General features: G+C 73.0%; 11 protein-coding genes. 9 read left to right on the top strand and 2 right to left on the bottom strand.

The window, feature by feature from the left end:
• Positions 1-116 precede the first annotated feature (116 nt).
• Positions 117-1,613 (bottom strand): MFS transporter, encoded by a 1,497-nt coding sequence (locus tag ABZ117_RS05210; RefSeq protein WP_356817543.1) that lies wholly within the window; start codon positions 1,611-1,613, stop codon positions 117-119.
• A 445-nt stretch (positions 1,614-2,058) separates the two neighbouring features.
• On the opposite strand from ABZ117_RS05210, the gene ABZ117_RS05205 reads away from it, so the two are divergent.
• The 4 genes from ABZ117_RS05205 (at position 2,059) to ABZ117_RS05190 (ending at position 10,150) form a co-directional block, all read left to right on the top strand.
• Positions 2,059-2,847, top strand: a complete 789-nt coding sequence (locus tag ABZ117_RS05205) for an ABC transporter ATP-binding protein (protein ID WP_356817541.1) — start codon at positions 2,059-2,061, stop codon at positions 2,845-2,847.
• Positions 2,844-5,423, top strand: coding sequence for an FtsX-like permease family protein (locus ABZ117_RS05200; RefSeq protein WP_356817539.1), 2,580 nt, complete (start codon positions 2,844-2,846; stop codon positions 5,421-5,423). The genes ABZ117_RS05205 and ABZ117_RS05200 overlap by 4 nt, the downstream gene beginning before the upstream one ends.
• A 299-nt stretch (positions 5,424-5,722) precedes the next feature.
• Positions 5,723-9,253, top strand: a complete 3,531-nt coding sequence (gene mfd, locus ABZ117_RS05195; protein ID WP_356817538.1) for a transcription-repair coupling factor — start codon at positions 5,723-5,725, stop codon at positions 9,251-9,253.
• Positions 9,254-9,433: 180 nt separating this feature from the next.
• Positions 9,434-10,150 (top strand): HNH endonuclease family protein, encoded by a 717-nt coding sequence (locus ABZ117_RS05190; protein ID WP_356817536.1) that lies wholly within the window; start codon positions 9,434-9,436, stop codon positions 10,148-10,150.
• Between the two features lie 52 nt (positions 10,151-10,202).
• Here ABZ117_RS05190 and ABZ117_RS05185 read toward each other — a convergent pair whose 3' ends face one another.
• Positions 10,203-10,916, bottom strand: coding sequence for a hypothetical protein (locus tag ABZ117_RS05185; protein WP_356817534.1), 714 nt, complete (start codon positions 10,914-10,916; stop codon positions 10,203-10,205).
• 220 nt (positions 10,917-11,136) lie between these two features.
• Here ABZ117_RS05185 and ABZ117_RS05180 point away from each other — a divergent pair, with 220 nt between their 5' ends.
• The 5 genes from ABZ117_RS05180 to ABZ117_RS05160 all read left to right on the top strand — a co-directional run bounded on the left by ABZ117_RS05180 (position 11,137) and on the right by ABZ117_RS05160 (position 17,853).
• On the top strand, positions 11,137-13,737 hold the full coding sequence (locus tag ABZ117_RS05180) for an N-6 DNA methylase (RefSeq protein ID WP_356817532.1): 2,601 nt from the start codon (positions 11,137-11,139) through the stop codon (positions 13,735-13,737).
• 162 nt (positions 13,738-13,899) lie between these two features.
• Positions 13,900-14,574 carry a hypothetical protein gene (locus ABZ117_RS05175; RefSeq protein WP_356817530.1) on the top strand — a complete coding sequence of 225 codons (675 nt, stop codon included), beginning with the start codon at positions 13,900-13,902 and terminating at the stop codon, positions 14,572-14,574.
• A gap of 38 nt (positions 14,575-14,612) precedes the next feature.
• Positions 14,613-16,106: a protein kinase gene (locus ABZ117_RS05170; RefSeq protein ID WP_356818138.1), complete on the top strand. Its 1,494-nt coding sequence runs from the start codon at positions 14,613-14,615 to the stop codon at positions 16,104-16,106.
• Positions 16,107-16,237: 131 nt separating this feature from the next.
• Positions 16,238-17,065, top strand: a complete 828-nt coding sequence (locus ABZ117_RS05165; RefSeq protein ID WP_356817528.1) for a glycoside hydrolase domain-containing protein — start codon at positions 16,238-16,240, stop codon at positions 17,063-17,065.
• A gap of 134 nt (positions 17,066-17,199) precedes the next feature.
• On the top strand, positions 17,200-17,853 hold the full coding sequence (locus ABZ117_RS05160) for a SurA N-terminal domain-containing protein (protein WP_356817526.1): 654 nt from the start codon (positions 17,200-17,202) through the stop codon (positions 17,851-17,853).
• Positions 17,854-18,006 lie beyond the last annotated feature (153 nt).

Below are 18,006 nucleotides of genomic sequence, written 5' to 3'. Positions count from 1 at the left end.
CCACGCACGCTACTCGCGCGGTCCGGACCGCGCGGCGTTTTCTCCGAACTGGCCGGTCGGTATGTGCTCACTGCACCGGGACGGCCCGCGACACCGGGGCCCGCCCGCGGCGCCGTTCACTCCTCGAGCACCGGGAACCGTCGTGGTGCCACCAGCAGCAGGAGGACGAACGCCAGTGCCGCCGCTGCCGCCGCACCGAGGTACACCGCGTGCACCGCCTCCGCGATCGCCCGCCGGGTGCTCTCCGGGGCCGTACCGGCGCGCAGCGCACGCGTGACGGAGTCCAGGTCGCCCGCCCCGCCCAGCCGCGCGGCCAGCACGCCGTTGGCGACGGCGCCGAACAGCGACGCGCCGACGGTCTGCCCGGTCTGCCGGCAGAAGAGCACGGACGCGGTCGTGGTGCCCCGCTCCGACCAGCCCACCGTCGACTGCACGCCGACGATCAGCGGCAGTTGGAACAGGCCCAGCGCCCCGCCGAGCAGCAGCATCAGCAGCGTCGGCTGCCACCACGAGCCGGGGTACGGCAGGAAGGGGAACGCGGACAGGATCAGCGCGGCCAGGCCGATGCCGAGCAGCGCGGTGTCGCGGAAGCCGATCCTGCGGTAGACGTGCTGGCTGAGCGCGGCCGTCACCGGCCAGCTCAGCGTCCACACCGACAGCACGAACCCGGCGGCCACCGGCGCGAGTCCGAGCACCGACTGCGCGTACGTCGGCAGGAACACCGCCGGTGCCACCATCAGCAGGCCCAGCGCGCCGAGCGCCAGATTGACGGCGGCGATCGTCCGGCGCCGCCACACCCACCCCGGGATGACCGGCTCCGCGGCCCGCCGTTCCACCGCGACCACCACGGCGGCCAGGGCGAGGCCGGTGCCGAAGAGGGCCAGGGACGGCGCCGACAGCCACGGCCAGGCCACCCCGCCCTGCACCAGCGCGGTCAGCAGCACCCCGCCGCACGCGAACACCGCCAGCGCGCCGGCCCAGTCCACGCGCGCGTGCCGCGCGTGCCGCCGTTCCGGTTCGTGCAGGTGACGGACGATCAGCCACAGGGCGGCGGCGCCGACCGGCAGGTTGACCAGGAAGATCCAGCGCCAGTCGGTGTAGGCGGCGAGCACCCCGCCCAGCCCGGGACCGGCCACCGCGGCCACCGCCCACACCGTGGACAGCCTGGACTGGATCTTCGGGCGCTCCGCCAGCGGGTACAGGTCGGCGGCCAGGGTCTGCACCGTGCCCTGCAACGCCCCGCCGCCCAGGCCCTGCACGATCCGGAACGCGATCAGCGCCGCCATGTTCCAGGCCGCCGCGCACAGCAGCGAGCCCAGCAGGAACACGGCCGCGCCCACCACCAGCACCGGTTTGCGGCCGAAGGTGTCGGAGAGCTTGCCGTAGACGGGGAGCGTGACGGTGACGGCGAGCAGATAGCCGGAGAACAGCCACGAGAAGACGGAGAACCCGCCCAGGTCGCCGACGATCTGCGGTACGGCCGTGGCGACGATGGTGGAGTCGAGCGCCGCCAGTGCCATCGCCAGCATCAGGGCGGCGACCACCGCACCCCGCCGGCCGGTGTCCGACTGCCCCGCGGTCCCGCCGCGTATCGCCGGTGTCGTGCTCCCCACCGAGACTCCCCTCCCGTGGTCCCCGCCGGGCGACGTTCCGTGTCCCCTGCATCCGTCGCCGGACGACAGCCTCCCACGGCGGGCGGGATCCCGGCCGTGATCCGGCACGAGGGCGGAGACATCCCGCGCCGAAGGGTGGAGGCGACCCCGGGAACGGCTCCACCCTGCGGTGGACCACCCCTAGGGGTATCTCCGTACCGCGGCTCGGGGAGGGGTCGTCCCGGCGGAGGACGACCCCGGCCGGGGACGGTCCCTAGTCTGGCTTCGACGCCGCTGGGGGGCGGCGTACCGCACCGGCGGGGGTGGGGTTTACCCCCCGGAAAGACGGGGCCCCGCACCAGCGCGCGCCACCACCGCCGGCCGCGAGACTCGACGGCATACCCAGGACGGCCGCCCGGCACACCCGGGCATCTCATCGACCTGCCAACGACATAGGAGACATACCGTGACATCGGCTGTGACCATTCCCAGGCACGGGGGCACTGGAGGGCGTACGGCCGTTGCCGCGCGGGCACGGCAGGTGGTGAAGGCGTACGGGTCCGGCGAGACCCGCGTCGTCGCCCTGGACCACGTCGACGTGGACATCACCCGCGGCCGATTCACCGCGATCATGGGCCCCTCCGGGTCCGGCAAGTCCACCCTGATGCACTGCCTCGCCGGCCTCGACACGGTGACCAGCGGACACATCCACCTGGACGAGACCGAGATCACCGGGCTGAAGGACAAGAAGCTCACCCAGCTGCGCCGGGACCGGATCGGCTTCATCTTCCAGGCGTTCAACCTGCTGCCGACGCTGAACGCGATCGAGAACATCACGCTGCCCATGGACATCGCCGGCCGCAAGCCCGACCGGGCCTGGCTGGAGCGGGTGGTGGAGACCGTCGGGCTCGCCGGACGGCTCAAGCACCGGCCGACCCAGCTCTCCGGCGGCCAGCAGCAGCGCGTCGCCGTGGCCCGCGCGCTCGCCGCCCGCCCCGAGATCATCTTCGGTGACGAGCCGACCGGAAACCTCGACTCGCGCGCCGGAGCGGAGGTCCTGGGCTTCCTGCGCCGCTCCGTGGACGAACTGGGGCAGACCATCGTGATGGTCACCCACGACCCGGTGGCCGCCTCCTACGCCGACCGCGTGCTCTACCTCGCCGACGGCCGCATCGTGGACGAGATGCACCACCCGACGGCCGACCAGGTCCTGGACCGTATGAAGGACTTCGACGCCCGGGGCCGTACGTCATGACCGTCCTGAAGACCTCGATGCGCAACTTCTTCGCACACAAGGGCCGCATGGCGCTGTCGGCGGTCGCCGTCCTGCTGTCCGTGGGCTTCGTGTGCGGCACCCTGGTGTTCACCGACACGATGGACACCACCTTCGACAAGCTGTTCCAGGCGACCGCCTCGGACGTCACGGTCAGCGCCCAGGGCTCCTCCGACAGCGGTCGGACCGTCTCCCGTACCGGCAAGCCGCCCGTCATGCCGGCCTCCGTGCTCGGCCGGGTCCGCGCCGCCCGGGGCGTCGCGTCCGCCGAGGGCACGGTGTTCTCCACCTCGGCGACCGTCGTCGACGCCGCTAAGGACAAACTGTCACCGAGCAACGGCGGGCCGACCATCGTCGGCGGCTGGAACAGCAACGACGCCCGCACGATGGACATCACCTCCGGTGCGGCGCCCAGGGGCCCGGACCAGGTGATGGTCGACGCCGACACCGCCGGCAAGCACCACCTGGGTCTCGGTGACGAGATCGGCGTGATCACGGCCGTCGGCACGCACCATGCGCGCGTGTCCGGCATCGCCGCCTTCCGGGTCACCAACCCCGGCGCGGCCCTGTTCTACCTGGACACCCGGACCGCCCAGCAGGTCATCGTCGGCCGGACCGGCGTCTACACCGACGTCAACGTCACCGCCGCCAAGGGCGTGACGGACGCCCGGCTGAAGAAGAACGTCACCGCCGCCCTCGGGCACACCTACGAGGTGCGGACCGCCAAGGAGGTCGCCGACGCCAACCAGAAGAGCATCGGGAGCTTCCTGAAGGTCATGAAGTACGCGATGCTCGGCTTCGCCGGAGTCGCCTTCCTGGTCGGCATCTTCCTGATCATCAACACCTTCTCCATGCTGGTCGCCCAGCGCACCCGGGAGATCGGCCTGATGCGCGCCATCGGCTCCTCCCGCAAACAGGTCAACCGCTCCGTGCTGGTCGAGGCGCTGCTGCTCGGCGTGATCGGCTCCGTGCTCGGTGTCGGCGCGGGCATCGGCCTCGCCGTCGGCCTGATGAAGCTCATGGGCCAGATGGACATGCACCTGTCCACCGACGACCTGACGATCGCCTGGACCACCCCGGTGACCGGCCTGCTGCTCGGCGTCGTCGTCACCGTGCTCGCCGCCTACCTCCCCGCCCGGCGCGCCGGCAAGGTCTCCCCGATGGCCGCCCTGCGCGACGCGGGCGCCCCCACCGACGCCAGGGCGGGCACCGTCCGGGCCGGCATCGGCCTGCTCCTCACCGCCGCCGGCGCCTGGAGCCTGTACGCCGCCGCCACCGCCGGCCGGGCCACGACCGGCTCGGGCTGGCTCGGCCTCGGCGTGCTGCTCACCCTGATCGGGTTCGTCGTCATCGGCCCGCTGCTCGCCGCCGGCCTGGTCCGCGTCCTCGGCGCGGCCCTCCTGCGGGTCTTCGGCCCCGTCGGCCGGATGGCCGAACGCAACGCCCTGCGCAATCCCCGCCGCACCGGCGCCACCGGCGCCGCCCTGATGATCGGCCTCGCCCTCGTGGCCTGCCTGTCGGTGGTCGGCTCCTCCATGGTGGCCTCCGCCACCGACCAGCTGGACAAGACCGTGGGCGCGGACTTCATCATCGAGGAGGACCACGGCCAGGTCATCGACGCGCAGGCCGTCGAAGCCGTCAAGCGCGCACCCGGCCTCGCGCGGGTCACCGAGTACAAGGTGCTGGACGCCTCCCTGACCACCCCCGACGGCCGCACCACCGGCAAGGAGACGATCCACGCCGCCGACCCGGCCTACGCGCGCGACGTACGCACCAAGACCGTGGCCGGCCGGCTCGCCGACGCCTACGCGCCCGGCTCGATGTCCGTCTTCGAAGGCTTCGCCAAGGACCACGGCGTCGTACTGGGCTCCACCGTCGCCGTGCACTTCGAGGGCGGCAGGACGGCGAGACTCACCGTCCGCGCGATCACCAGCGACGACGTCGTCATCGACAAGGGCGCGATGTACGCGTCCATCGCCACCGCCGCGCGGTACGTGCCCGCCGACCGGATGCCACTGGACCAGATGGTCCTCGCCACCGCCGAGGACGGCCGGGAGAAGGCCGCCTACCAGGCGCTGAAGTCGGCCCTGCACGAGTTCCCGCAGTACACCGTGCGTGACCAGACCGACTACAAGCAGGAGCTGAAGGACCAGATCGGCCAGCTGCTGAACATGATCTACGGCCTGCTGGCGCTCGCGATCATCGTCGCCGTCCTGGGCGTGGTGAACACCCTGGCCCTGTCGGTGGTCGAGCGGACCCGGGAGATCGGCCTCATGCGGGCCATCGGCCTCTCCCGCCGTCAGCTGCGCCGCATGATCCGCCTGGAATCCGTGGTCATCGCCGTCTTCGGCGCGCTCCTCGGCCTCGGCCTGGGCATGGGCTGGGGCGCCACCGCCCACCGGCTCCTCGCCCTGGAGGGTCTCACCGTCCTGGAGATCCCCTGGCCGACGATCACCGCGGTCTTCGTGGGCTCCGCGTTCGTCGGCCTGTTCGCCGCGCTGGTCCCGGCGTTCCGGGCGGGCCGGCTGAACGTCCTGAAGGCCATCGCGACGGAGTAGCCCGTACCGCGCCGACGGCCACCGCATACGGGGGTTGCGGTGGAGGAACCCGGTGCCGGGACGCCTTCGGGCGCCACCGGCACCGGGTTCTCCGCCGTCGCGCGGGCCGCCGGGCGGCGGGCCGCCCACAGGGGTTGTCCACAGCCGTCGTCCACAGCCGTCTTCCACGGTGGTTGTCCACAGGGGTTGTCCACAGCTCCCGCACCGCCGGGCGAGGCGTCGTACGCTGGACACCCCCGGCCGCTCCAAGCGTCGGGCTCTTCGCGTTGCCCCCACGACCCGGACGGAAAGCCCCCTCCATGAGCCTGCACGGTCTGCTCGACGCCGTCGTCAAGGACCCCGCCCTCGCGGAAGCGATCGGCGCGGCAGCGGACGGCAACCGCACGCACGTCGACCTCGTCGGCCCCCCGGCGGCCCGCCCCTTCGCGGTCGCCGCCCTGGCCCGCGACGCCGGCCGCCCGGTGCTGGCCGTGACGGCGACCGGCCGCGAGGCCGAGGACCTCGCGGCGGCCCTGCGCTCGCTGCTGCCCCCCGACGGCGTCGTGGAGTACCCCTCCTGGGAGACCCTCCCGCACGAGCGCCTCAGCCCCCGCAGCGACACCGTGGGCCGCCGCCTCGCCGTCCTGCGGCGCCTCGCCCACCCCAGCACGGACGACCCCGGGGCCGGCCCCGTCTCCGTCGTCGTCGCGCCCGTACGTTCCGTGCTCCAGCCGCAGGTCAAGGGGCTGGGCGACCTGGAACCGGTGGCCCTGAGGACCGGCCGGACCGCCGACCTGAACCAGATCGTCGAAGCCCTCGCGGCCGCCGCCTACGCGCGCGTGGAGCTGGTCGAGAAGCGTGGCGAGTTCGCCGTCCGCGGCGGCATCCTCGACGTGTTCCCGCCCACCGAGGAACACCCCCTGCGCATCGAGTTCTGGGGCGACGACGTCGAGGAGATCCGCTACTTCAAGGTCGCCGACCAGCGCTCCCTGGAAGTCGCCGAGCACGGCCTGTGGGCGCCCCCGTGCCGCGAGCTGCTCCTCACCGACGAGGTCCGCACCCGGGCGCGTGCCCTCGCCGAGGAACACCCCGAGCTGGGCGAGCTGCTCGGCAAGATCGCCGAGGGCATCGCGGTGGAGGGCATGGAGTCCCTCGCGCCGGTCCTGGTGGACGACATGGAACTGCTCCTCGACGTGCTGCCCAAGGGCTCGATGGCCGTCGTCTGCGACCCCGAGCGGGTCCGCACCCGCGCCGCCGACCTCGTGGCCACCTCCCAGGAGTTCCTCCAGGCCTCCTGGGCGGCCACCGCCGGTGGCGGCGAGGCTCCGATCGACGTGGGCGCCGCCTCCCTGTGGTCCATCGCCGACGTCCGCGACCGCGCGCGCGAGCTGGACATGATGTGGTGGTCGGTGTCCCCGTTCGCGGCCGACCTGGAACCGGACGCCGACACCCTCAAGCTCGGCATGCACGCCCCCGAGGCCTACCGCGGCGACACCGCCCGGGCCCTCGCCGACACCAAGGGCTGGCTCGCCGACGGCTGGCGCACCGTGTTCATCACCGAGGGCCACGGCCCGGCGGCCCGCACGGTCGAGGTGCTCGGCGGCGAGGGCATCGCCGCCCGCCTCGACTCCGACCTCGGCACGCTCAGCCCCTCCGTCGTGCACGTCTCCTGCGGCTCGCTCGAGTACGGCTTCGTGGACCCGGCGCTGAGACTGGCCGTGCTCACCGAGACCGACCTCTCCGGCCAGCGCACCGCGAGCCGCGACGGCGCCCGCATGCCGGCCCGCCGCCGCAAGACCATCGACCCGCTCACCCTGGAACCGGGCGACTACATCGTCCACGAACAGCACGGCGTCGGCCGCTACATCGAGATGGTGCAGCGCACCGTGCAGAGCGCCACCCGCGAGTACCTCGTCGTCGAGTACGCGCCCGCCAAGCGCGGCCAGCCCGGTGACCGGCTGTACATCCCGACCGACCAGCTGGAGCAGATCACCAAGTACGTCGGCGGCGAGGCGCCCACCCTGCACCGGCTGGGCGGTGCCGACTGGACGAAGACCAAGGCGCGCGCCAAGAAGGCCGTCAAGGAGATCGCGGCCGACCTGATCAAGCTGTACAGCGCACGCATGGCCGCCCCCGGTCACGCCTTCGGCACGGACACCCCCTGGCAGCGCGAGCTGGAGGACGCCTTCCCCTACGCGGAGACCCCCGACCAGCTCACCACCATCGCCGAGGTCAAGGAGGACATGGAGAAGTCGGTCCCCATGGACCGCCTGGTCTGCGGCGACGTCGGCTACGGCAAGACCGAGATCGCCGTACGGGCCGCCTTCAAGGCCGTACAGGACGGCAAGCAGGTCGCCGTCCTGGTGCCCACGACCCTGCTGGTGCAGCAGCACTTCAGCACGTTCTCCGAGCGGTACGGGCAGTTCCCGGTCAACGTGCGGGCGCTCTCCCGCTTCCAGACCGACACCGAGGCCAAGGCCGTCCTGGAGGGGCTGAAGGACGGCTCCGTGGACCTCGTCATCGGCACCCACCGCCTGTTCTCCTCCGAGACCAGGTTCAAGGACCTCGGCCTGGTCATCGTCGACGAGGAGCAGCGCTTCGGCGTCGAGCACAAGGAGCAGCTGAAGAAGCTCCGCGCCAACGTCGACGTGCTGACCATGTCGGCCACGCCCATCCCGCGCACCCTGGAGATGGCGGTCACCGGCATCCGCGAGATGTCCACGATCACCACCCCGCCGGAGGAGCGCCACCCGGTGCTCACCTTCGTCGGACCGTACGAGGAGCGGCAGATCGGCGCCGCCATCCGCCGCGAACTGCTGCGCGAGGGCCAGGTCTTCTACATCCACAACCGGGTCGAGTCCATCGACCGCGCGGCGGCGAAGCTGCGGGAGATCGTCCCCGAGGCCCGTATCGCCACCGCCCACGGCCAGATGTCCGAGGCGGCCCTGGAACAGGTCGTCGTCGACTTCTGGGAGAAGCGGTTCGACGTCCTGGTCTCGACCACGATCGTGGAATCCGGCATCGACATCTCCAACGCCAACACCCTGATCGTGGAACGCGGCGACACCTTCGGCCTGTCCCAGCTGCACCAGCTGCGCGGCCGGGTCGGCCGGGGCCGCGAGCGCGGCTACGCCTACTTCCTGTACCCGCCGGAGAAGCCGCTGACGGAGACCGCCCACGAGCGGCTCGCGACGATCGCCCAGCACACGGAGATGGGCGCCGGCATGTACGTCGCGATGAAGGACCTGGAGATCCGCGGCGCCGGCAACCTGCTCGGCGGCGAACAGTCCGGGCACATCGCGGGCGTCGGCTTCGACCTGTACATCCGCATGGTCGGCGAGGCCGTCGCCGACTACCGGCGCCAGCTGGAGACCGGCGGGACCGAGGAGGAGCCGCCGCTCGAGGTCAAGATCGAGCTGCCCGTCGACGCCCACGTCCCGCACGACTACGCCCCCGGCGAGCGGCTGCGCCTCCAGGCCTACCGGGCCATCGCCTCCGCCAACAGCGAGGAGGACATCAAGGCCGTCCGCGAGGAACTCACCGACCGCTACGGCAAGCTGCCCGAGCCGGTGGAGAACCTGCTGCTGGTGGCCGCCCTGCGCATGCTCGCCCGCGCGTGCGGCGTCGGCGAGATCGTCCTCCAGGGCGCCAACATCCGCTTCGCGCCGGTGGAGCTGCGCGAGTCGCAGGAGCTGCGGCTCAAGCGGCTCCACCCCGGCACGGTCATCAAGCCCACCGCCCACCAGGTGCTGGTCCCGCGCCCCAAGACCGCCAAGGTGGGCGGCAAGCCGGTGGTCGGCCGCGAACTGCTGGCCTGGGTCGGAGAGTTCCTCACCTCGGTCCTCAGCTGACCCGCGGGCGCGGGCGGCCCTACGGGCTCTCCACGCCCGGCACCGCCCGCCCGTAAAGCCCACTCGGCCGGAAATCGCCCCTTCAGGCCCCATCCGACGGTCCCCGAAGGGGCGTTACCGTGGGGCGGAACGATCCGTCCGCGTCCGGGGGGCGGTTCAGGGTGAGCGAGGGGGCGCAGCGTGACACGTCTGAGGGGCGGGGCGGTCACCGCCGTGGCCGTGCTGGTCGCCGTGACCGGCTGCAAGGTCGAGCAGACGGCCGGTTCCGGCGGACCGCAGCGGACCACGGGCGGGGGACCGGCCATGGCCGCCGCCGGCTCACTGACCGTCAAGGGGCGGGCTCCGAAGACCGGTTACTCCCGGGAGCGGTTCGGCACCGCCTGGGCGGACACCGACTCCAACTCCTGCGACACCCGCGACGACATACTCAAACGCGACCTGGAGAAGGTCAGGTTCACGGGCGGCGGCTGCAAGGTCTCCTACGGGCTGCTGGCGTCCGACCCCTACTCCGGCAAGGAGATCACCTACCGGCGCGGTCGCAGCCAGGTCGACATCGACCATGTCGTGGCCCTCTCGGACGCCTGGCAGAAGGGCGCCGAGTACTGGGACCCCGGCAAGCGCATAGCCCTCGCCAACGACCCCCTCAACCTCCTCGCGGTCGACGCGAGCACCAACCGCAGCAAGGGGGACGGCGACGCGGCCACCTGGCTTCCCCCCAACAAGGCCTACCGCTGCGCCTACGTCGCCGCGCAGGTCGCCGTCAAGAAGAAGTACGGCCTGTGGGTGACCGCCGCCGAGAAGTCCGCGATGCGGAAGGTCCTCGCCACCTGCCCGGACCAGAAGCTGCCCGCCGGCGGCAACCCCATCAGCGCACCGGAACGCTTCCGCGCCCGCTGACCGGCCCGGTGGCCGGGCATACCAAAGCAGCCCGGCCGCCGGCGCCGTGGCTTTACGCGCCCGTCTTGCCCTTGAGGGAGCCCAGGACCCGGGTCGTCAGCTTCTTCGCGATCGCGGCGCCGTTGTCGCCGCCCGCCGTCGACAGCACGGTGACCACGGCGTTGCCGGAGCGGGCCGCGATGAGGGTGGTGCCGTTCTCCCAGGCGCCGCTCGTCAGCGTCATCGTGTACGCCTCGTCGCCGAGTCCGGTCGTGGACCGCCCGGCGAGCTTCACCTTGGCGTGCGCGTCGGTGTCCGTGAAGGAGGCGCACTCGGTGGCCACGGACCGCAGGTTCTTCATCACCGTCTTCGCCGTGGCGCCCTGGAACGCGTCGACCTCCTGGGCCACTTCCTCGGTCTTGTCCTGGTTCACGTAGTCGTTCTGCGCGAAGGACGCGCCGCCCTTGAAGCCGGACACCTGTATCCAGGACGTGCCCTCCAGCCGGGTGCAGTCCGGCTTCCCCTTGTTCCCGGCGGACGCGGGGACGAACTGGCTGCCGCTGTCCGAGGCGCCGTCGGCCTCGGCCGTGAACCCGGCCGGGAAGGCGGACGCGGGCGCCAGCACACCCTTGAGCTGCGTACCGGTGAGCAGACCGGCGTTGGGGTTCGTCGACTTGGCCGGCTTGGCGCTCGCGGTGTCGGAGGAGGAACCCGACGAACAGGCGGACAGGGCCAGGGGAAGTGCCGCAACCGCGAGCGTGGTGACGACACGGGACGAGAGGCGCATGACAGTCCTTCAGAACGGTGGGTGATACGGGGGGCACAGCAGGGGGGTGGCGGGGGCCGCGGAGACGAGGAGTGACCGCTCGGCCGCGAGGCCAATAAGATCAAAGCTTGTGAACCGAGTCAACACGATCCACAGCCATCACTGTGTACACGTCGTGAAGCCCCGGATCATGCGTACGTCGGTATGCTCGATCACACACGGGACGAGGGGAGCGGCAGCCGTGCACGACAACGCGACTGAGGTGACCGCAGCCGGTATCGCACGGCTCGCCGGAGTGGGCCGAGCCGCCGTGAGCAACTGGCGCCGCCGGCACCCGGACTTCCCCAAGCCGGTCGGCGGCAGTGAGACCAGCCCGTCCTTCGCGCTCGCCGAGGTCGAGTCCTGGCTGCGCGCCCAGGGGAAACTGGCCGAAGTGCCGTTGCGGGAGCGGGTCTGGCAGCAGCTCGCCGGCCACCCCGACGGCCCGCTGACGGCCCTCGTGCACGCCGGCTGTGCGCTGCTGCTGATCCACGAACGCCCCACCGTCTGGCTCGACGCGAGCGCCGGTTCCGACGCGCGGCTCGCGGCGATGCTGCCGGGCGCGCTGGAGCAGGTGCTGACCCCGCGCCTCGGCGGCGCGAGCGCCGGGCCGGACGCCGGGTCGGGCGCCGGGTCGGGCGCCGAGAGTGTGAACACCGCGCTCACGCGATCCGCTGTGAACCCGGCATCGACGCCCCCGCCTGTGAACGCCTCACCGGCTGCGCCGCCTGTGAACCCCTCACCGGTGGCGCCGCCTGTGAACCCCTCACTGGTGGCGCCGCCTGTGAACGCCTCACCGGCTGCGCCGCCTGTGAGCGCCTCGTCGGCCGTGCCACCTGTGAACACCTCACCCACGCCGTCACCGGTGAACGCCGTACCGACACGGCCGCCCGTGAACGCCGTACCGACGCCACTGCCCGTGAACGCCGTACCAAGGGTTCACAGCACGCCGAGCGTTCACGGCTCAACCTCCTCCGCGCAAGCCACTGCGTCCCCTCACGCCACCCAGTCCCCTCAAGCCGCCGCGTCCCCCCAGGCCACTGCGCCCCCTGAAGCCGCTGCCTCCCCTCAGGCCACCCCGGCCGCCCCCGCCGTCCGCACCCCCGCCGTCCGAACCCCCACCGGCCCCCAGCTCCTCCCCTCCGTCCCCCTCCTGCGGGGTGCCGCCGAGCTGGCCGCCGAGGTGGGGGCGCGGCAGGCGTTCGAGTTCCTGCTGGGGCGGCACCTGGACGCCAACCCCCGCCAGTACACGCTCACCCCCGCCGAACTCGCCGGCCTCATGGCGGACCTCGCCGGCCCGGCCCGTACCGTCCTGGACCCGGCCTGCGGCACCGGCGCCCTGCTGCGCGCCGTGGACACGCGCCCCGGGCAGGAGCTGTACGCCCAGGACAGCGCCCCCGACCTCGCCGCGCTCAGCGCGCTGCGGCTCGCGCTGCACACCCGGGCCGCCGTACGCGGCGCCGTGGGCGACAGCCTGCGCGCCGACGCCCACCCGGAGCTGCGCGCGGACGCGGTCCTGTGCCATCCGCCGTTCAACGAGCGGAACTGGGGCCACGACGAACTCGCCTACGACCCGCGCTGGGAGTACGGCTTCCCGGCGCGCACCGAGTCCGAGCTGGCCTGGGTCCAGCACGCGCTGGCCCGGCTGACCGACGGCGGCACCGCCGTCCTGCTGATGCCGCCGGCCGCCGCCTCCCGCCGCTCCGGGCGCCGCATCCGCGCCGACCTGCTGCGCCGGGGCGCGCTCAGGGCCGTGGTCGCGCTGCCGGTCGGGGCCGCACCGCCGTACAACATCCCGCTGCACCTGTGGGTGCTGCGCCGGCCGGACCGTACGCCGGCGGCGCCGGAGGTGCTGCTCGTGGACACCGGAAGGTTCGCCGCCGGGGGGCGCGGCGGGCCGGACTGGGCGGCGGTGCGGGAGGCCGTCGTGGACGCCTGGCGGGTGTTCGGGCGGGCGGGCCGGCTGGCTGAACGGCCGGGCCTCGCCCGGTCAGTGCCGGTGATCGCGCTTCTCGGCGACGACGTGGACCTGGCCCCCGCCCGTCATCTGCCGCCACCGGCGGTGGCCGGCGGCGCGGCGCACCTCGCGGAGGTGCGCGAGCGGCTCGGCGAGACCCTGCGCCTGAGTGCCGGGCTGACCCCGCCACCGGCGGATCGGGCACCGTCCGGTCCCTCACCGTCCGGTCCCTCATCGTCCGGTCCCTCATCGTCAGATCCCTCATCGTCCGGTTCGGCCCCGGCCGCGCGCCGGCCGGTCACCACCATCGGTGAACTCGCGCGCGGGGGCGCGCTGGTGCTGCGCACGGGCGGGAACGGCGGCCACGCGCGCGTGCCCGTCCTCACCGACCACGACGTCCTCGCCGGGACGGGCCCCTCGGGCACGCTCCCGGAGAGCGAGGAGGAGGCCGTACTGACCGAGACCGGTGACATCGTCGTACCGGTGCTGGGCGGGGGTTCGGTGGCGCGGGTGATCGACGAGGCGACAGCGGGCGCCGCCCTCGGGCGCAACCTCGTGCTCCTGCGCCCCGACCGGGCGGCGCTCGACCCCTGGTTCCTCGCCGGCTTCCTGCGCGGTACGGCCAACAACCGCCAGGCCAGCAGCTATGCCTCCACCGCGACCCGGCTGGACGTGCGCCGGTTGCAGCTGCCCCGGCTCCCGCTGGAGGAACAGCGGCGCTACGGCGCGCGCTTCCGCGCACTCGACGAGTTCGAGCGGGCCCTGCGCCACGCGAGCCGGCTCGGGGAACAGCTCGTGCGCGGGATGTACGACGGCCTCACCGACGGCACGGTCCTGCCCGGCTGATTCCGGGGCGGGTGGCCGTCGGACAACGGTTCGGTACAACCCGGACCGCATGTCCCCGCCGGGCCATATGCTCGACGCGACATGCGCACGTCCGGCGTCCGTCCGCCCCGCGGGGGGTCGCCGGCCGGGCGTGCACGCCCACTTCAGGCATCAGGAGCAGCCATGCAAGGCCACGGCTACGGACAGCCGGTGAAGCAGCCGCCGCACACCGCGTGGCTGGTTCTCCTGCGCGTGCTGTTCGTGGCGCTCGGGATCCTCACCATCGGCTTCCTGGCGTGGACGATGCTGCTCCGGCTGGCGGCCGTCACCCGCCGGTCGCTGGACTGGGGGCTGTTCGTGGCGGCGCTGGCGGCCGACATCCTCAGCATGGCGCTGCTGGCGGCCGAGCCCGGCGACGACATCCACACGGCCGGCGGCTACACGGGCATCCTGCTGCTGCTCGGCACGCTCGCGGCCACGACGGCGTACTACCTGGCCGCGGACGTCCGCCACTTCCTGATGCGGCAGCAGGCATACCAGGGGCAGCAGCAGGCGTACCGGGCGCCGCAGCAGGCCCCGGCGTACGGGTACCCGGCCGTCGCGACGCCGTACACCGCGGCGACCGTACCCACCCTGCCGACGGCGGCGACGCCCCCGCACCCCACGCCCATGACGCCCACGCACCCGGCCGCCCCGCACACCCCGCCCCCGGTGCCGCACCCGGCCGTGCCCCGGCCGCCGCTGGCCACCCCGCCACCGCAGCGTCCGGCGCCCGCCCGGATCGACCAGGTGCGGGCCGAGCTGGACGAGCTGAGCGACTACCTCCGCCGGCACGACGGCCATGAGGGCGGACGGTGAGCGTGGCGACGGGGCGTGTCGTCGCGGGCCGTTACGAGCTGTCGACGCTCATCGGCCAGGGTGGCATGGGCCAGGTCTGGACGGCGTACGACCAGCGGCTGGACCGGCGCGTGGCGGTGAAGCTGCTGCGGCCCGACAAGGTGGCGGGCCAGGAGGCGGACGAGCTGCGCCGGCGCTTCCTGCGCGAGTGCCGGGTGACCGCGCAGGTGGCCCACCCCGGCCTGGTGACGGTGCACGACGCGGGCACCGAGGGCGAGGAGCTGTTCCTCGTCATGCAGTACGTCGACGGCGCCGACCTCTCCGACCACCTCGCCGAGCACGACCCGTACCCGTGGCAGTGGGCGGTCGCGGTGGCCGCGCAGCTGTGCGCCGTGCTGAGCGCCGTGCACGCCGTGCCGATCGTGCACCGCGACCTCAAGCCGCGCAACGTGATGGTGCAGCAGGACGGCATGGTCACCGTCCTCGACCTGGGCGTGGCCTCGGTCATGGACACCGACACCACCCGCCTCACCCACACCGGTTCCCCGATCGGCTCGCCCGCCTACATGGCGCCAGAACAGGCGATGGGCGGCGCGGTCGGCCCGTACACCGACCTGTACGCGCTGGGTGTGCTGATGCACGAACTGCTCAGCGGTGACGTGCCGTTCGCCGGCTCCACGGCGCTCGGTGTGCTGCACCGGCACTTGTACGAGCCGCCGCTGCCGGTGCGCCGGATCCGCCCCGAGGTCCCCGAGGCGCTGGAAGCCCTGGTGCTGCGGTTGCTCGCGAAGGACCCGCAGCACCGGCCCGCGTCCGCTCAGGAGGTGTACGAGGACCTGGCGCCGCTGCTGCCCGCGCGCGGAATGCCCACCGGGGCGCCCCTGGATCCCACCCGTCCCTTCCTGCGCCCGCACGCCCCCTGGCCGGACCGCGCGCGCACCCCCGCGCCGCAGCCCGCCCCCGTCACGCCGACGCCCGCGGTGGCGGGGAAGCCCGACGTCGCCGCCGCCGTCGACGACGTCAAACGGCTGCTGGGAGAGGGCCGTATCACGCAGGCCGTCGACATCCTGGGCGCGATCCTGCCGGCCGCCGCGCACCAGCACGGCGAGCACTCCCCGGTCGTCCGCACGCTGCGCAAGCAGTACGCGGCGACGCTCATGGACGACGGCCAGTACCGGCGCGCGCTGCCCGAACTGCGCCGGCTCGCCGACGAACGCGCCGCCGAGGCCGGCCAGGCCGACCCGCAGTCCCTGCGCTACCGCTACGAGGCCGCGCAGTGCCTGGAGCAACTGGGCGAACCGGCGGCGGCGCTCGCCGAGTACCGCGCGCTGCTGCCGTACTACGAGAACCAGTACGTGTCCGGGGACCCGGGGCTCGCCCACGACGTGCGCCGGCGCATCGGCCATCTGCTGCTCGCCCTCGGCGACCGGCCGGCCGCCCACGACACGCTCGCGCGGCTGCTGATGGACGTGGAGCGGCTGCACGGCCCCGGCCACCCCACGGCCGTGGAGGTCCGGCGGACCTTGCAGTGGCTGGGGCAGGTGCGCGGGTAGATCCTGCCGCTCCCCGGGTGCCGCTCGAGCACCCCGGGGGCGCGGCTTTTCCCGGCGGCGGACCAGCCGCCCGATACCTTGCGGTTCGTTTTCGACAGGCACGCGCGCGTGCACGATGAAGGGTGGGGTTCATGGCCGGCCACCGGCAGTCCAAGAAGCGCAGATACATCACGTGGGCGGTGGCCGGCGCGGCCGTCGTCACCGGGGCCGGGATCGCCGCCCAGGCGTCCATGGCCGCCACCACCTGGCCGGCCCAGAAGACCTTCACGGGGCGCGCGTTCGACACGTGCACCGCTCCCTCGCTGTCCGCCATGAAGGCCTGGCACACCGGCTTCTACGGCGCGGCGGCCGTCTACGTGGGCGGGAAGAACCGCGGCTGCGCCCAGCCCAACCTCACCGCCTCCTGGGTGAAGTCGGTCAACTCCCTCGGCTGGAAGCTCATCCCGCTCTACGTCGGCGCCCAGCCGCCGTGCCAGTCGGGTGCCGACCCCGAGAAGATGACCGCCACCACCGCCGCCTCGCTCGGTGCGAAGGACGCCGCCGACGCCGTGGCCAAGGCGTCCGCGCTCGGCATGAAGGCGGGCAGCGCGGTCTACCTCGACATGGAGGCGTACGACATCACGAACAAGTCGTGCAACGACGCCGTGCTGACGTATGTGCGCGCCTTCGACAAGGGCCTGCACGCCAAGACCTACCGGGCCGGTTACTACGGCTTCAGCAGCTCCAGCGCCAAGGCGACAGCCACCGCCGCGGACCGTACGGACCTGCCGGGCAACCTCTGGTACGCGCTCTGGGACAAGCAGAACACGACGACCGCGGACTGGCCGTGGGACTCCACCCGGTACACCCAGCACAGCCGCGCCCACCAGTACCTGGTCAACAGCAAGGAGTCGCACGGCGGCGTCACGCTGACCGTCGACCGGGACGCGTGGGACGCGCCGGTGGCCCTCGTCGGCTGACCCGGCGGCAGACCCCGCGGCGGGCGGCGGTGCCCGAAGGGCGTGTGAATCGTTGGTCGAATGGGTTGGCCGCAGCCTGCCCACTGCCTACCATCGATCATCGCAAGTCATTGCAATCTCCCCTGGAGGTTTCCTTGCACCGCCGCCGTCGCACCGCGCTCGTCCTCACCGCCGCGATCGCCGCCGCGGCACCCCTGCTGACCGCCTGCGGAAACGACGCGCACCCGGGCGCGGCGGCCGTCGTCGGGGGCGGGCGGATCACCGTCGCCCAGCTGGAGAACCGGGTCGACGAGGTACGCGAGGCGCAACGGGCCGCGGTGCCGGACGACGCCCAGTACCAGCAGGTCGTCTCCTCCACGAGCAGCCTGACCCGCGACACCCTGCACAACATGATCCTCGACCGGGTGCTGCACCGCGCCGCCCGGGACGAGGGCGTCACGGTCAGCCGCAAGGAGATCCAGCAGATGCGCGCGGGCCTGGAGCAGCAGACCGGCGGCGCCAAGGGCCTGGAGACGGCCTGGCTCCAGAAGTACGGCATCGCCCCGGAACGCCTCGACGACAACCTGCGCCTCCAGCTGGAGGCGCAGAAACTCGCCGCGAAGCTGGGCACCGACACCAGCCGGCCGGAGTTCTGGAAAGCCCTGTCCGCGGCGTCCCGGGAACTGCACGTCGACCTCAACCCGCGCTACGGCTCCTGGGACGTGCAGAAGAGCAGCCGCGTGGACGCCCGCACGCCGTGGGTCCGGGAGGTCACGACGACGGACGGACAGCCACCGGCCACGGCATAGGCGGCCCCGGCACAGGCCGGCCCCGGCACAGGCCGGTACCGGCACAGGCCGGTACCGGCTTAGTCGGGCCACGGCACAGGACCGTACCGGCTTGGTCCGACCACGGCGCGCAGGCGGGCCCCGGCACCGGGTCACCGGTCCTACGATCGCAGG

Source organism: Streptomyces sp. NPDC006309 (assembly GCF_040613095.1).
GTDB lineage: Bacteria > Actinomycetota > Actinomycetes > Streptomycetales > Streptomycetaceae > Streptomyces.
This window is presented reverse-complemented; position numbering and strand designations above follow the sequence as displayed.

Excerpts from the sequence above, each read along its gene's own strand:
- ABZ117_RS05200 (WP_356817539.1), top strand. The coding sequence starts at position 2,844 with ATGACCGTCCTGAAGACCTCGATGCGCAACTTCTTCGCACACAAGGGC.
- mfd (WP_356817538.1), top strand. The coding sequence starts at position 5,723 with ATGAGCCTGCACGGTCTGCTCGACGCCGTCGTCAAGGACCCCGCCCTC.
- ABZ117_RS05185 (WP_356817534.1), bottom strand. The coding sequence starts at position 10,916 with ATGCGCCTCTCGTCCCGTGTCGTCACCACGCTCGCGGTTGCGGCACTT.
- ABZ117_RS05175 (WP_356817530.1), top strand. The coding sequence starts at position 13,900 with ATGCAAGGCCACGGCTACGGACAGCCGGTGAAGCAGCCGCCGCACACC.
- ABZ117_RS05165 (WP_356817528.1), top strand. The coding sequence starts at position 16,238 with ATGGCCGGCCACCGGCAGTCCAAGAAGCGCAGATACATCACGTGGGCG.